This is a genomic window from Halodesulfovibrio oceani subsp. galateae, from assembly GCF_055397225.1.
The window spans coordinates 1,049,168-1,062,163 of sequence record NZ_AP042453.1; the positions used below are offsets into that span (position 1 = coordinate 1,049,168).

The window sequence follows — 12,996 nt, forward strand, 5'->3', positions numbered from 1 at the left end:
CTGTGTCTCTACAGGATAGGACGGATGAACTCAAGTTGACGGCATTTTTCTGGTGTATATCAATTTTTATATGCAATAATATCAAGTTATCTATGTCGTTGCGTACCTGTTGATCGCGTGCACCATAAGGAAGGTAAGGTTTGCACAGGGTTAAGGAGTCATCATAGATTGAGAATAAATACTAGAAGAGCGGCGCGAGAATGCGATACAACGAGCAGTAGCCGCGAAAACTTGTAACTGAAGTAGCTCGAACATCATTATATATGACAGACGTTATGGATACGTTTTGGAGGAATAATGAAGAAGAATATGGTAATGTTTATTTTGACTATGTGTACTGTTTTTTGTTTCGCAGCCGGTGCCGCCATGGCAGACGCCGCACCGTGGGATTCGTATAAAAAGCCAAGTGACGCAGAAGTTAAAAAGCTTCTTACTCCGTTGCAGTATAAGATTACGCAGGAAGACGGTACGGAACGATCGTTTGAAAACCCGTATTACAAGTTTTACACAAAGCAGGGCATCTATGTGGATCTACTATCCGGTGCGCCGTTGTTCAGCACAACCACACAGTTTGATTCCGGCTCCGGCTGGCCTGCATTCACCGAACCTATAGACGCTAAATATATTACGCTGCATAAAAAGTTCTCCTTCTTTGGAGAAGTGTTTGAAGTACGCAGCAAAACATCTGATTCACATTTGGGTGACAGATTTAAAGACGGCCCGCCGCCTACCCATTTGCGGTACTGCATCAACTCTGCAGCACTGCGCTTTATCCCTAAAGACGATATGAAAAAAGAAGGGTACGGCGAGTTTTTGTATCTGTTTAAGGACAAATAGCCTTACAAGAAATGGACGCCTGATAGAAATAGACGGCGTCAAAAAACAGATGACTTGTGAGAAGCAGGTAACTGATACGAAATAGACAACTGGTACGAAATGGACGACTGGCACGAAAAAGGCTCCAAACTTGGAGCCTTTTTTTTATGCGCAATGTAAACCGAAAAATGCCCGTCCGCAGAAGTGACAGGGCGTAAAAAAAGGGAGTTGCTATAACAGCAACTCCCTTAATTAGGCTTTTCGTTTTTGAGATGGGGGTGATGCTAGAAGCTGTAAACGGCGAGGATACCAGCTTTGAATACGTTGTCTACGTTGCTTGCAGCGTTATCGCTGTCAAAGTCGGTAGCTACGTATGCGAGGTCAGCAACGAAGTCGAGGTTGTCGTACATGCTGTATGTAGTAACAAAGTCGATTTCGAGAGCGGAGTCGTCTTCGCCCCAGTTTTCGATGTCGAGGTTTGTGTTGGAATCATCGTTAGTACCACGGATGTATGTGATACGTGCAATGTGGGAAACTTTTTCGATGAAGGTAATTTCTTCAGCCTGAAGTGCGATACCCCATTTGCCGAGTGCGTTACCGAATACAGCGTCAGATGTAGGGCCAACAGCGCCTTCACCTACGAGAGTAGTAGCTGCAAAGTCGCCACCGTTATCGAGGGTAGGCATGAGGCCTTCGCCATCGCTGTCGTCGCCAGAACCGTACCATGCCATGAATGCAGGGATGCAGTAATTTGTTGTGTAAGCAGCTTTACCAGCTACGAGGAAACCAGCGTCTTTGTCAGCTGCTTTACCGTATACACCGTCGAAAGAAAGAACGAGGTTCTGGATAGGGGTTGCTTCGAGAGCTACACCGTACCACTGAGTGTCGTTGTTGTAAGCTGTGCCGTCTGTACGCTGAGCGTTTTTGCCTGCAGCAGCAAACATAGCGTAAGGGGAAACAGTGATTGTGTCGAAGTTGATGCCAGCTACGAGGCCGTAGATGTCAACAGAAGAATCGGACATGTCGTTACCATCAGCGTCTTTGCGGTCGTAAGGACGGCCGTAGAAAGCGGTGAGGTCAACGTTAGAGTAGCTAGTAGAAGCTACGATTGCGCCGAGGTCGTCGTTAAGAACAACGTTGCCAGCTACTGCACCTGGAAGAGCGAAGCCCTGGATACCAGCGCGTACTTTAACAGTGGAGTTAGGAATGAGGAAGTCGAGGTAAGCACGACGTGTCTGGATGTTAACGCCGTCAGCGCCAATAGCACCACCAGAACCGCCGCCAACGTTGCCTGCTTTGGTCTGGCCCCATTTGTTGTTGATTTCGAAGAATACGGTACCGGAAAGAGCTTCAGAAGCAACGATGTCGATCTGAGTACGGAAACGCTGAACAAAGTCGTTTGTTTTACCGTCGTTGTCTTTGTTGAGGTAGTCGTAACCAACCCACATGTTACCAGTAGCTTTGATTTCAGCTGCAGAAGCGTTGAGCGCTGCGCCGAATACCATGCACATTGCGAGTGCAAGAGTAATAATACGTTTCATGATAATTCCTTCTTAAATTCAAAAAAGACTCAAAAACAAAAGCCGTTCAAAATTTTATACCGAGATGTCCAAAAAATACTCACTGTACTAAAACAATCTGGTGGCTATCCAAATTGTGCTCTTTAGAACGTGAGCAATAGGACGTTCAGCATTCATATATGTAAAAAATAGATAACTTTCTTATGTTGCATACAGTTGTACACAAATAAGAAGACTATTTTATACAGTGTTCATATAGTGATGTATGTCTCACTGCATGAACAGAATGTCGTCTCGTTGTTGAAGATGTTTTATAAAACAAGAGAAAAATGCACATCGTCTGAATTATGGAATTATCATCTGTTGAAAATCATGCAGGTGCAACAAGCATAAAGTCGTATGTTTCTACCTAGAATTATGTATAGGTGCTTTGATGCTTTTTATGGGGGGATTAGGGTAGTGCTTCTATAACTTGCTGAATTATAAGGCGCAGTGAATACCGAAAAACATGTACTCCACATACGCGTTTCTTTGAGAATTGCGAAATTGTGAAAGATAGTAATGTTGAATAACTACAGATTGATAACGTAAATTGGTTAAACATAAAAAAGCCCCTGCATATCAATTTGATAAGGAGCTTTTTCGTACTTTTTAATTCAACTCGCTCTTTGTACTAACAAGTTCTAGTTTTGAGCTGTCAGCTTGTCGTAACATGAAAGCGGTCTGTTAATCGGTTAACTTCGTATTTTTCATGGCGAACTTATTGATCTACAATGGGTTGCTTTGCCAAGTATCTATATTGTAACTGGTTCAGTTTATTGGGAAGAAGTTAGAAAGAAAGGCGATCCAAACTGGACCGCCTTACACTGTTGATATATAAATTTGCGCGGATTGAAGCGTAAAATAAATCACCTAAGAGTTTTCACTACCTTCAAAACGGGTCTCTTCTATTCTCTCACGAAGCTCCTTAAGCAAGGTAGAGGCTTCGGTTACCTGCTGACTGCAAATGTCAGGAAGACTCTGCTGAATGAGCGCCGCTTCATTTTCACGGGTTTGAGCAAGCGCCTTCTGCCCTTTTTCTGTTAATGCCACCAACTTGGAACGCTTATGTCTGGGGTTTTCAACAAACTCCATCAAGCCTTGCTCCTGCAACTCGTTGCAAACGGTCTGTACGTACTGCCGTGACACGGCAAGGTCTGTCGCAACATGAGGAACCGTTGCCGGACCGTGCGAAAGTCTGTTGGCGACCCGCACTTGGGGAGTACGTAAGCCAGAGTGCTCGTGCACACTGTCCATAGCTGAGGACAGGCTTGCATGCAGGGCAAACACATTTCGAAAAAGATCATGCAGGTCGTGACCGGTGGCATGTCCACTGGGACGCGAAGGTGTATCGGATTGCTCTTTTATTTGCATGTCAACGGAGCTTTCAGTTGCACCACCGGTACGCTTGCGTTGGTCGGATATGGGCATTGGTTACAGCCACCTTCGTACTGTTAAACGGTATTGGCGATAGTCTTCCCCAAAGGCTTTCTCAAGGTATGCCTCTTCTTGTGGAATAACGTGAAGCCCTAGATACAACGCCATAGGCAGGGAAGTCAAAAGTATCCATACACTTCCAACCGCAAGTCCAAGTCCGATGAGAATAGAGACAAACCCTACATACATTGGATTACGGCTGATTGTATACGCACCACCGGTAACCAGCATGGAGGAAGGCAAGTTAGTTGGAACCTTAACACCAAGGGTGGTAAAAAGATTATGACCCCACATCATAAACATAAAACCCCCAAGGGCGATGCCTCCCCCTAGTATCATTCGCAAAATGGCAGGAATAAAAGGCAGCGTACTAGTCCAGCAGAATTCCATTGCAATCCCGAAAATAAGGCAAATATTAAACATTCTCGGCGGCATAATGTTCACATTTGGGGAATCAGGCTTCGGACTGAAGTTGGTGTCGGCTCTCATAATGTCCTCCTTGTTTTTATTGATATGGCGAAAGCAACCATGACAACTAGATTGTCAATATGACAATTTAGTTGTCATTCAAAATGCTATTTGTCAACTATTCCTTCTTCCCGCCTTAATTTCCGTTCAGTCTTTTTCTTCAAACCAAACTGCGTGGCCAGAGTGGACTGAGAGGACCGTTTTTTTATTCTATGGAGGTGATAGGCGACTCGGCAAATGGTATAGCGACAATCCTTGCCGGGGGATTGAAATGATGGGGATTTCAGCCACTCAAGGGCTTCTCGCGGTGTAGAAGATACGGTGTACAGAGTAACGGGCTGTGTGTGTGGGCTGACGAGCTTAAACTGCCTGCCCGTGGCATGGGTGTGTCGAGCGCATTGCCGACGAGAGGGTGGATGCTCAGGTGATTCTCGACTAGCTGGAGCAGGGATTGTTTGTGAGCAATTTGTGTGGTGAGCAAGTCGTATAATGAGCAAGTTGTGTGATGAGCATGCAGAGGTTTTTTATGGGTGTTCCTGTGTGGTCTCTTTTTACCTGCCGTTTTATAAAGCGAGACAGGCACCGAAAAACATGCATCCCATATACGTCTTTCTTTGATATTTGTGAAATTGTGAAAGGTACTAAAGTTGAATAACCACAGACTACTATTCAAAATTACGGTCTAATCTTCATGATTATGAACGGATAAGAAAAGTTGCTTCAACATAAAAAAGCCCCTGCAAAGAAATGCAGGGGCTTTTTTATGTTTTTAGTACCGGAGATCACATAGGCAAATAGTACGCTAGTTCGAAGTAGATGAATAATTACGGAGCGATGGCAAGTCCTATAACCCATTCTTGCGGAGCACCTTCCGGTGTGGTGCTTTGTTGTAACGTGATGGTGCGTCGTGCCGTGAATCCGGCGAGGGTTAAGTCTTTATTCAACGCTTCACAGGTTCTATTGGTAAAGCTTCTGCCTGCCGTGTCTATGGAATCCTGTTTCCCATATTTAAAGGAACAGTAGAGCGATCCGCCCGGCTTAAGGGAGTTCCTGAACGATATGAGCACGTCGTGTAGTTCTTCGTGCGGAACATGTAGCAGAGAGGCGTTCGCCCAGATGCCGTCATAAATAGGTTTGGGCTCGAACTCTTGAAAGCGGAGGCATTTGATGTCCAGACCGGTAAGGTCTTCTGCCAGTTTTGCCAGTTCAATAGAGGCATCAAACGCATCGACCTTGTACCCGTTCTTGAGAAAGTGAAGAGCATCACGGCCGGAGCCGCAGCCTGCATCCAGAATAAATCCGTTTTCTGGAAGTACACGCAAAAACTTTTCGTACTGTTCAGTCATACTGATGGGCAAGGTCTTTTTTGAATACTCGAACGCATGGTCATTATAGTACTGCATGGCAACACTCACTTGACGTATGTTACAAAAAAAAATCCTACTCTTATTATCTGAGTACCTTATACGAAAAGTTAAGTATATTGCTTTTTTAGGTTCTAATCAAGCAACTAAAAGCTACGTCTGCGGCATGAGTTTTCCGTCAGTATTAATGACAATAAAGCTGTTGCACGTGGACACCCCTTTGGCGTCAATAGAGGCGTTACTGTTGCGGGTGGCGCATTTTGCGCAGGTGACTGTGTGCTCTATGTGACTCTGAATTTTTGTGGGGCTGAATTGCACCTCGGCATTACATTCAGAGCACGCAAAGCTGTGCGCCATGGCATTGTTCACGTCTTCCACGGGTTCGTTGCGAATGAGAATGTGTATGTTCTCGTCTTCTGTGGATTTGCGTCGGTACCTGTTCCCCACCTGATTGGCGAGGTTGTCTATGTTTTCATTGCTGTTGGCGACGTTGCACTGCGGACATGTAACGCTGTGTACAGCATAGTTTTCAATATTCTTAATGGTGAATGAAACGGTAGATTCACAGTTGGAGCAGGGAAATGTCGTCAGCATATGTATTTCTCCGTGTGGTGATTGCGTTCACTTGGGGGTGCCTGAACAATAAGGCTTAGTTTGATAGTACGTAAATAGGGTGGGAGTTGTACAGATGAAAGTGGTCTGAAGCGCCTTTGAATTCTTTTTTGGCAGAAAAGTAAGGATTTTGTTGTGCTGGCACATCAAGATGCTGTAAGTAAGGACATGCGCTGCATAACAGGGGACGGTTATGCGTGTATCGGTGGGTGTTGAGCACCCCGTTTCTGGAGTGCTCTTATTGATTTTTTGGCGAAATGTTCGACTGGATTGGCTATTCGCTGAAGGAATAAGGGGCTTGTTCGAAGCAAAAAATTCTTTGAAGCTGGATGATTGCTTAAAACTGAAAATCTAGACAAAGCCTAAAAAAGATTAGCATGTGGCATCCGCAAAAAATGAAAATTAGTACTCTGATTTTTTTGAATGCGTTGAAAGATGTCATTCAGGTGGAGTTTGCAGAGAGAGTTCCTGAAAATGTTCCTAAGAATGATTCTAAGAATTTTTTGGGAAGCGTTGTCTCTCTGTTTTAGGTCGTGCTGTATGCCTCTTTTGCAGCTCTTTTCAGTACGATAGAAGCATTAATTTCTATGGCTGTGCATATGCCGTACAGCTGTTCAGGGGTCGCGGCTGTTTGACCGGAAAAGACAGCGTTGATCTCGTCGGCTGAGAGGTTTGCCGTGGTTGCAATGTTTGTAGTGGACATGCCGCTGTCCTGTGCGAATTCCTGCAAGATATCGCCAACAGTGCGGTTGTACGCAGACACGCAAGTCGATTTACAGGGGGTTCCAAGAAGCTCTTCAAAAGGTACTTCCAGTGCCTTTGCATATCGGAGCATATCTCCAAAAGTAGTTTTTTCACCGCCGAATTCTTTGCTTATCCAGCGGGAGACGGTATCGCGTCCAACGCCGAACAAGTTGCCTATTTGCTGCATCGTCTTGCCTTGCGCTCGTAGAGCTAGGATCTTTGCCATAATGACAGCCCATGCCTGAGCATTTTCAGGGTCATGTTTGGCGACTGTTTTGGAGGCTGTGCGCGTTTTGTCTTGTTGTCTTAGCATGGGGCTTGACTTTTTTTGTTGTGTTGACGCATCATTGGTGCATGAACGATGTAGTTGGTCGGTTGTACGAAGGACTTAGAGTATTAAACGACAGAAAAAAATTGATACCACACTGTAAAGAGCAGTGTCAAAATGACGTATGGAAATATATAAATGTACATGTTTATGTAAAAATTAAAATACTAAAATAAAACACAACAATAAATTATTAAATAGATAAAATATTGAGTACAAATGCATGTTTCACTATGTCAAAAGTAGAAGTATGTATTGCATGTTAATAAAAAATGTTTTTTTTAATAAAATTTTGTAGTTGTAATGCATTGTCATTGAATAAAGCAACTCATAACTGCTGTCTCAGTATTCGTTCTGTTTATGTGTTGCATTTGAAATGAGCATTTTCTTAATGAAAAAATATATGTAAGAGGTGAATTCTGCATCTTTTTTAGAAACAACTCAGGATGTTGATACAAATATCTACGTAAGATGTGGATAATGACGTGCTATAAGCACAGGCAGTGCACTTTATAACATAGGAGAGTTGGGATGTTGTTATGTCCTGTCTGCGGAGCAAAAACACATGTTCCGCGCTCAAACGTGTCAGACGACAATTGTATCGTGCGTCAACGTGTTTGCAAGCAATGTGGACACAAAGAAATATCGGTTGAGGTATATTTATCTTCAATGCGAAAAGGGCTTAATTTTCTGGTGCAGAAAAAAGAAGAATCCTTACAACAATGAGATAATTTAACGTTTATGCGGATACATATGTATGCACATAGCGCTCCCTACTGTGTTGTGATATTTGTATGTCCATAAAATAATAGCGCTGCTCGTATTAATAACTACGCCATTAATATCGGCTAGTCTATAACATAGTAAAGGGATTATAATGAGTGCTCAGGAAACGATTAATGTCATTGCTGCAGGGTTAGGATTAGGTATCAAAGCATATGAAAGTGCACGTCGTATTGAAGCGGCGGGCTATACTGTCCCTAATTTACTCGAGTTTGAAAACCGTATTGTAGAATTGCACAGATTGCCCCGTAAGACGGCATCGCCATCTGGCAGTGGGGGGGCACCAGCTCAATTGCCGACGGATTATGCAGGCCATGCATAAATAACATGAAAAGGAGCTGTCTTAGACAGCTCTTTTTTTTCCCAAAGTTTAAGCGCATCGTTACCATGATGCCGAATATAGTATTCGGCAGTTATGAAATAATTTGTAGTTTCAGTGTGTTTATAATCAATGTGCGTGTCTATATGTACTTTTTGCTTGACTTGCCGCAGGTATTTCTGTTGGTGAGTGTGTACTATTTTTTGTTGGGGGATGAAAGATAGTAGCACGATGCATAGTTATTTTGCGAAATATAGTCGTTGCCATGCAGTGCGCTCAGGGGGATGCTTTTACGTCGTTATAGAATGATAACAAAAGGTGTTCAATAGTGTTTTTTACTTTGCCTACTGTATTGAGAATGACTCCACTGCACATGTTGCTACTACTCACTGTGGTTCAATGCGCCTATGCAAGTAACACTCTACAGAGTGATTCTAACGTTGCTACAGAGTTTGTTTCTTCTTTACAAAAACAGCACGCAGGAGACACCGTACGTCTCAAACGATTGCGTAACAAGGTCACAACTCTCGGTATACAACGTTTTTCGGGTGCTGTGCATTCCGTTAAAGATTTTACCATTAAACTGCCGCTTGGCAGTACATTGATTCCGTTTGCCAACAATGCCCTCGGGCTGCGGTTTGACGGACTCTCCGCCACAAATACAACAGCCGGAACATCGTTCTACGACGTTGATTACGGCGCTGCTATTGTGGCAGTCATTCCGGGCTCAAAGGATGCCGTTCAATGGGAACGTTTCCTTACCTCCACCGTGCGTTCGCCAAGAGATATTCTATTTCGCGAACCGGACGGAGTTATTTATTATGATCATAAAAGTAACGCGCTCGTTGCTGTATACCATCAATATGATGCAATTTCCGGTCTGCATATAGTCGGCAGATCCGTTATCTCCGGTGTTTCCTGTGCCGCTGAAACAAGCGAATCTGCAAAGGATATCTCCACCGCGAGTAACGATGAAGTTCTACAGAATGTGAATTGCTGCAACAAAGATGCGCAGCCGTGCGGTGTGGCACTCAGAGATGCAGCAGTCGTAGGTTCCGGTTTGTCCGCTGAGGCAGATATGCCGCGTGAGGCTGCGACCATGATTGCAACAGCCGGAATCGCATCTGCAAACGCCCATAGCAGATGCACGCACAGGCAGCCTCGAACTGGTGGTATTAAGGAAATTGTTCGCCTCTATTCTCAGTTGCGAACTTTGAATCCGCAGAACCGTAGCGATGCAGACACCTATTCTAAAGCCTACAGCATCAACAATTTTGGTGTGAAGAATGCCTACATTGTCTGGAATGACAAAAAAGAGGGTGGCGTGCTGCTGGCTGACGGAACTGTAATTGTTCCGCCAAAATATTGCAGTCTTTATGTCGACACCTTCGGATACGTAGTAACAGACGATGACGGGGTAGGAATATTGGATTTCTCTGGAAAAACCGTATTGCCCTGCAAATACACGCTCTTTTCACTGAGTGATAACGGGCTGCTCAAAGTTGGCAAGCAAAAGGCTCCTGAAAGAGAAATGCGCTACGGGCTCTATGATCTCCAAAAACGCATATGGGTTGAACCAATCAAGATGTGATACCTCATGTTAGTGTCCGTACAAAATATCAGTACAGTCTAACCTTGCCATAGTAGGCAATCAGCTTGGTGCCAAGCTTAATGTCGCCAACTAGTAATTACTAAGACTATGCGCTGCGGGGAAAACAACCCGAAAAGGCGATTGTTACAATCGATTAAAAGAAAACTCACACGACAGGCCATTCGGCTGGTTGTTGCTTTTGGTTTTACATTACAAAAAAACCATGAGCAAAAAAACATAAGCAAAAAGCCCCATGAACAAAAAGCCCCGGAACATTTTGTTCATGGGGCTTTTCAATTTTTAGCAGCGTATGACCAAAATGATAAAATGGTTGACCGCACCAGTATTTCATAGTCCAACAGCGCGACTTTAATGTTATGCTATAGAGAAATTTTTGTGGGAGAGAGCCGTTGATTGAAAGAGTTTTACAGCGAGTTGCACCAAATCTGACAGATAATCAAAAAGGTGTGTGTTTAGCGCTTATTTCTACGGCAGTGATTTTGTGTGTTGCCATCATAGTACGCCTTGTCAGTGATCGTATCCATGTGTTTCAGATTGTGTTTTTCAGGCAGCTTGTTCTTATTACGTTATTGCTTCCGGCAATATGTCGCAATGCAAAGACGTTGCGGCATTCAAAGAATCTACTTCCCCATGCTTTTCGTGTTGTCGGAGCATTTAGTGGGCTTTGCTTGGGATTCATTACCGTAAGTAATCTTCCGTTAGCAGAAGCAACTGCATTAAGCTTTACGAACATATTGTTTGTGGCTGTGCTTTCAACTGTAGTGCTCGGTGAGTACGTCGGATGGAGCAGGCGGTTGACTATCGCCATAGGATTTACCGGTGTTGTACTCGTTGTACAGCCCTCATTTGATAACCTGACGCTGACTTACACGCTGACAGGACTTGCCGGTGCCTTTGGCGCCTCAATTGCCGCCATATCTATCAAATGGATTTCACGTACAGAGCCAGTATTGTCCCTGATGGTGTATCAAGCGGTGTTTGTCGGTCTGCTCGCCTTCATACCAACCTTGTTTGTATGGCAGACTCCTACAATGGAAGAATTGTTTTTGCTGCTCCTGATTGGTGGGTTAGCATCTCTAGGACAATGGATTTCTATGACGGCCATTAGCCTTGGTGAAGCTAATATTATCATCAACGTGCAGTACATAAAGATTGTGTACTCAATGGTGCTGGGCTATCTGATATTTGCTGAAACACCCAATAGCTTAGCAATACTGGGGGCAGCGGTTATCCTTTGCAGTGGCATAATCCCCGTTGTCCGTAGCAAAATGAAAAAGTAGCGCACTCAGTAGTGCTGATGTGTCATGATCAGCTTGAGATAAGTAAAAATAGTTTTTTAGAAAAAGCCCCGGAACATATTGTTCGTGGGGCTTTTTTTATGTGTCTGTGACCTCTGACAGTAATGTTTGCTCGCATGGATTTTTAAGCGGCAGAAGGGGCTGTTGTTGTGCCTCCGGCGGGCAAGGGGACTTCCCCTTGCATCCCCGCAAGGGGGACGCCCCCTTGACCGCGAGGTTGTACTCCCTGTTCGCGAGGTTGAACTTCCTGTTCGCGAGGTTGAACTTCCTGTTCGTGATATTAACTCTCTGTTCATGAGGTTGTACTACCTGTTTATTGTTAGGGGGGTGAACTAGTGGGCGTATGCAGGAGCAGAGATGTGTTCTTGATCGTAAAGGGGAAATAAGTCACCCGGGGAGGGGGGGCTTAGAAGTCTATGGCGGTAATATATCCACAATCAAGAGAGTGGTTCTCTTTGGGGGTGTAGATTGGGTTCTTTTGGGGTATGGAAGGGATTTACTTTTTTGAGTTGGAGAATGTTTTTTAGCGTGGATGGGTGTTTTTTCGTGAAAATAGTGTTTTTTAGCCGGAAGCATTGAAAAAGCCCTCATGTGAGGGCAGTTTTTCAATGTAACTAAGGCTTGATAGGTAGCTCTTCTATCTCGATTTGGTTAGGGTCGAATTTCTGCGAGCCTTGAGGCAGATATGCATAAATTTTGTATGGCCTAGCAGGGCTGTCGGGTGATATTACTGTACCGTTACAGTAGAAGCAGTAATTTGTACCATTAACTACTTGAGTTGACACAGAAAGCGGCTGGTATTGAACACCAATGCCTAGTACTTGTTGAAGTTTGGAGCATTCACCGTCTGTGCATGGTCTAAATTGTGTCCATTCGCCTGACATAGAAATCCTCCTCTTTTTGAATGTATAGTTTTTATTTAGCGTTTAATGAGGCGCTGTATTATATATAGACTAATCTTATAGTTAGTGAATGATAACTTGCTATGAAGATGCGTTCTAATTTTCTATTCTACTGAACTCACTTACTGTTGAATGTCTTTTTTCTGCATCTTGTATGATATAGGAGCGTTACATGTATTGGATATTTGTTATCATCGCAGTTATTGCATTAGCTTTTAATAGCTGGTGGCGTAGAAGTATTGTACGTAACTATAAAGAATTGATTGCAGAGATCGTATCAAAGCGGCCTGATGTAGTGAAAGATGTACACGTTGCAGCACGTAAGCGTAAAAAATACGCGAACAACCGTGACTGGGATTCAGAACTGACTGTGTTGTGGGCTACTGATGAAGGTTTTCCCATGGATTTTGAATACACCCGCAAGCGCGCGGATGCGGAAAACATAAAATTTACGTTGAAGTCAGTTGTGCAGGATACAGGCGGTAACGTGTATTTGCAGGGATTGGACAGGAGCAGTAAAGAAGAGCGGCTCATCGATATTACAACGCTGGCATCGCATCTGAAATTGCCTATGTATAAGGTTATTCCACTGGATGAGTTGCTGGAAACCGTCTGCGGATTGCGTCTGCATTACAACTAGCCGAGAGTAATGGCAGAGGAATCGTACAGGACGTTTAGCTAGTAACGCTTAATCTGCGTTGGCTGCTTTTTTCAGCTTTGTATTTCAGGCGCAGAATGTGTGCCGGTGGTATTA

The 12,996-nt window shown here is 44.0% G+C and carries 13 protein-coding genes; 6 read left to right on the forward strand and 7 right to left on the reverse strand.

The features are described from left to right. Nucleotides 1-297 precede the first annotated feature (297 nt). Complete coding sequence (msrB, locus tag ACZ5V1_RS04625) at nucleotides 298-837, forward strand: peptide-methionine (R)-S-oxide reductase MsrB (protein WP_464390836.1); 540 nt, start codon at nucleotides 298-300, stop codon at nucleotides 835-837. 263 nt (nucleotides 838-1,100) lie between these two features. On the opposite strand, the gene ACZ5V1_RS04630 is transcribed toward msrB, so the two are convergent. From ACZ5V1_RS04630 to ACZ5V1_RS04655, 6 genes are all read right to left on the reverse strand, one after another. Next, nucleotides 1,101-2,357 (reverse strand): outer membrane homotrimeric porin, encoded by a 1,257-nt coding sequence (locus tag ACZ5V1_RS04630; RefSeq protein WP_464390837.1) that lies wholly within the window; start codon nucleotides 2,355-2,357, stop codon nucleotides 1,101-1,103. Between the two features lie 891 nt (nucleotides 2,358-3,248). Continuing rightward, entirely contained in the window at nucleotides 3,249-3,806 is a 558-nt protein-coding gene (locus ACZ5V1_RS04635) for a MarR family winged helix-turn-helix transcriptional regulator (protein ID WP_464390838.1), read from the reverse strand. Nucleotides 3,807-3,809: 3 nt separating this feature from the next. Further along, nucleotides 3,810-4,301, reverse strand: a complete 492-nt coding sequence (locus tag ACZ5V1_RS04640) for a methyltransferase family protein (protein WP_464390839.1) — start codon at nucleotides 4,299-4,301, stop codon at nucleotides 3,810-3,812. Between the two features lie 803 nt (nucleotides 4,302-5,104). Continuing rightward, nucleotides 5,105-5,683 carry a class I SAM-dependent methyltransferase gene (locus ACZ5V1_RS04645; protein ID WP_464390840.1) on the reverse strand — a complete coding sequence of 193 codons (579 nt, stop codon included), beginning with the start codon at nucleotides 5,681-5,683 and terminating at the stop codon, nucleotides 5,105-5,107. Nucleotides 5,684-5,797: 114 nt separating this feature from the next. Next, nucleotides 5,798-6,238 carry a hypothetical protein gene (locus ACZ5V1_RS04650; RefSeq protein WP_464390841.1) on the reverse strand — a complete coding sequence of 147 codons (441 nt, stop codon included), beginning with the start codon at nucleotides 6,236-6,238 and terminating at the stop codon, nucleotides 5,798-5,800. A gap of 544 nt (nucleotides 6,239-6,782) precedes the next feature. Further along, on the reverse strand, nucleotides 6,783-7,313 hold the full coding sequence (locus ACZ5V1_RS04655) for a helix-turn-helix domain-containing protein (protein WP_464390842.1): 531 nt from the start codon (nucleotides 7,311-7,313) through the stop codon (nucleotides 6,783-6,785). An 892-nt stretch (nucleotides 7,314-8,205) separates the two neighbouring features. On the opposite strand from ACZ5V1_RS04655, the gene ACZ5V1_RS04660 reads away from it, so the two are divergent. The 4 genes from ACZ5V1_RS04660 (at nucleotide 8,206) to ACZ5V1_RS04675 (ending at nucleotide 11,322) form a co-directional block, all read left to right on the forward strand. Next, nucleotides 8,206-8,433: a hypothetical protein gene (locus ACZ5V1_RS04660; protein ID WP_464390843.1), complete on the forward strand. Its 228-nt coding sequence runs from the start codon at nucleotides 8,206-8,208 to the stop codon at nucleotides 8,431-8,433. 325 nt (nucleotides 8,434-8,758) lie between these two features. Beyond that, nucleotides 8,759-10,021, forward strand: a complete 1,263-nt coding sequence (locus tag ACZ5V1_RS04665) for a hypothetical protein (RefSeq protein ID WP_464390844.1) — start codon at nucleotides 8,759-8,761, stop codon at nucleotides 10,019-10,021. Between the two features lie 108 nt (nucleotides 10,022-10,129). After that, nucleotides 10,130-10,375, forward strand: a complete 246-nt coding sequence (locus ACZ5V1_RS04670) for a hypothetical protein (protein WP_464390845.1) — start codon at nucleotides 10,130-10,132, stop codon at nucleotides 10,373-10,375. Nucleotides 10,376-10,431: 56 nt separating this feature from the next. Continuing rightward, nucleotides 10,432-11,322: a DMT family transporter gene (locus ACZ5V1_RS04675; RefSeq protein WP_464390846.1), complete on the forward strand. Its 891-nt coding sequence runs from the start codon at nucleotides 10,432-10,434 to the stop codon at nucleotides 11,320-11,322. Nucleotides 11,323-11,954: 632 nt separating this feature from the next. On the opposite strand, the gene ACZ5V1_RS04680 is transcribed toward ACZ5V1_RS04675, so the two are convergent. Then, the gene (locus ACZ5V1_RS04680) at nucleotides 11,955-12,224 is read right to left on the reverse strand and encodes a hypothetical protein (protein ID WP_464390847.1); all 270 of its coding nucleotides are present in this window, start codon (nucleotides 12,222-12,224) and stop codon (nucleotides 11,955-11,957) included. Between the two features lie 190 nt (nucleotides 12,225-12,414). Between ACZ5V1_RS04680 and ACZ5V1_RS04685 the strand changes: the two genes are divergently transcribed. Next, nucleotides 12,415-12,882: a hypothetical protein gene (locus ACZ5V1_RS04685; RefSeq protein WP_464390848.1), complete on the forward strand. Its 468-nt coding sequence runs from the start codon at nucleotides 12,415-12,417 to the stop codon at nucleotides 12,880-12,882. The last annotated feature ends 114 nt before the right edge of the window (nucleotides 12,883-12,996 follow it).

Bases quoted from the DNA above. Each gene is read 5' to 3' on its own strand.
- ACZ5V1_RS04670 (WP_464390845.1), top strand. From the start codon at position 10,130: ATGCGCTGCGGGGAAAACAACCCGAAAAGGCGATTGTTACAATCGATT.
- ACZ5V1_RS04680 (WP_464390847.1), bottom strand. From the start codon at position 12,224: ATGTCAGGCGAATGGACACAATTTAGACCATGCACAGACGGTGAATGC.
- msrB (WP_464390836.1), top strand. From the start codon at position 298: ATGAAGAAGAATATGGTAATGTTTATTTTGACTATGTGTACTGTTTTT.
- ACZ5V1_RS04640 (WP_464390839.1), bottom strand. From the start codon at position 4,301: ATGAGAGCCGACACCAACTTCAGTCCGAAGCCTGATTCCCCAAATGTG.
- ACZ5V1_RS04630 (WP_464390837.1), bottom strand. From the start codon at position 2,357: ATGAAACGTATTATTACTCTTGCACTCGCAATGTGCATGGTATTCGGC.
- ACZ5V1_RS04650 (WP_464390841.1), bottom strand. From the start codon at position 6,238: ATGCTGACGACATTTCCCTGCTCCAACTGTGAATCTACCGTTTCATTC.
- ACZ5V1_RS04660 (WP_464390843.1), top strand. From the start codon at position 8,206: ATGAGTGCTCAGGAAACGATTAATGTCATTGCTGCAGGGTTAGGATTA.
- ACZ5V1_RS04645 (WP_464390840.1), bottom strand. From the start codon at position 5,683: ATGCAGTACTATAATGACCATGCGTTCGAGTATTCAAAAAAGACCTTG.
- ACZ5V1_RS04635 (WP_464390838.1), bottom strand. From the start codon at position 3,806: ATGCCCATATCCGACCAACGCAAGCGTACCGGTGGTGCAACTGAAAGC.
- ACZ5V1_RS04655 (WP_464390842.1), bottom strand. From the start codon at position 7,313: ATGCTAAGACAACAAGACAAAACGCGCACAGCCTCCAAAACAGTCGCC.
- ACZ5V1_RS04685 (WP_464390848.1), top strand. From the start codon at position 12,415: ATGTATTGGATATTTGTTATCATCGCAGTTATTGCATTAGCTTTTAAT.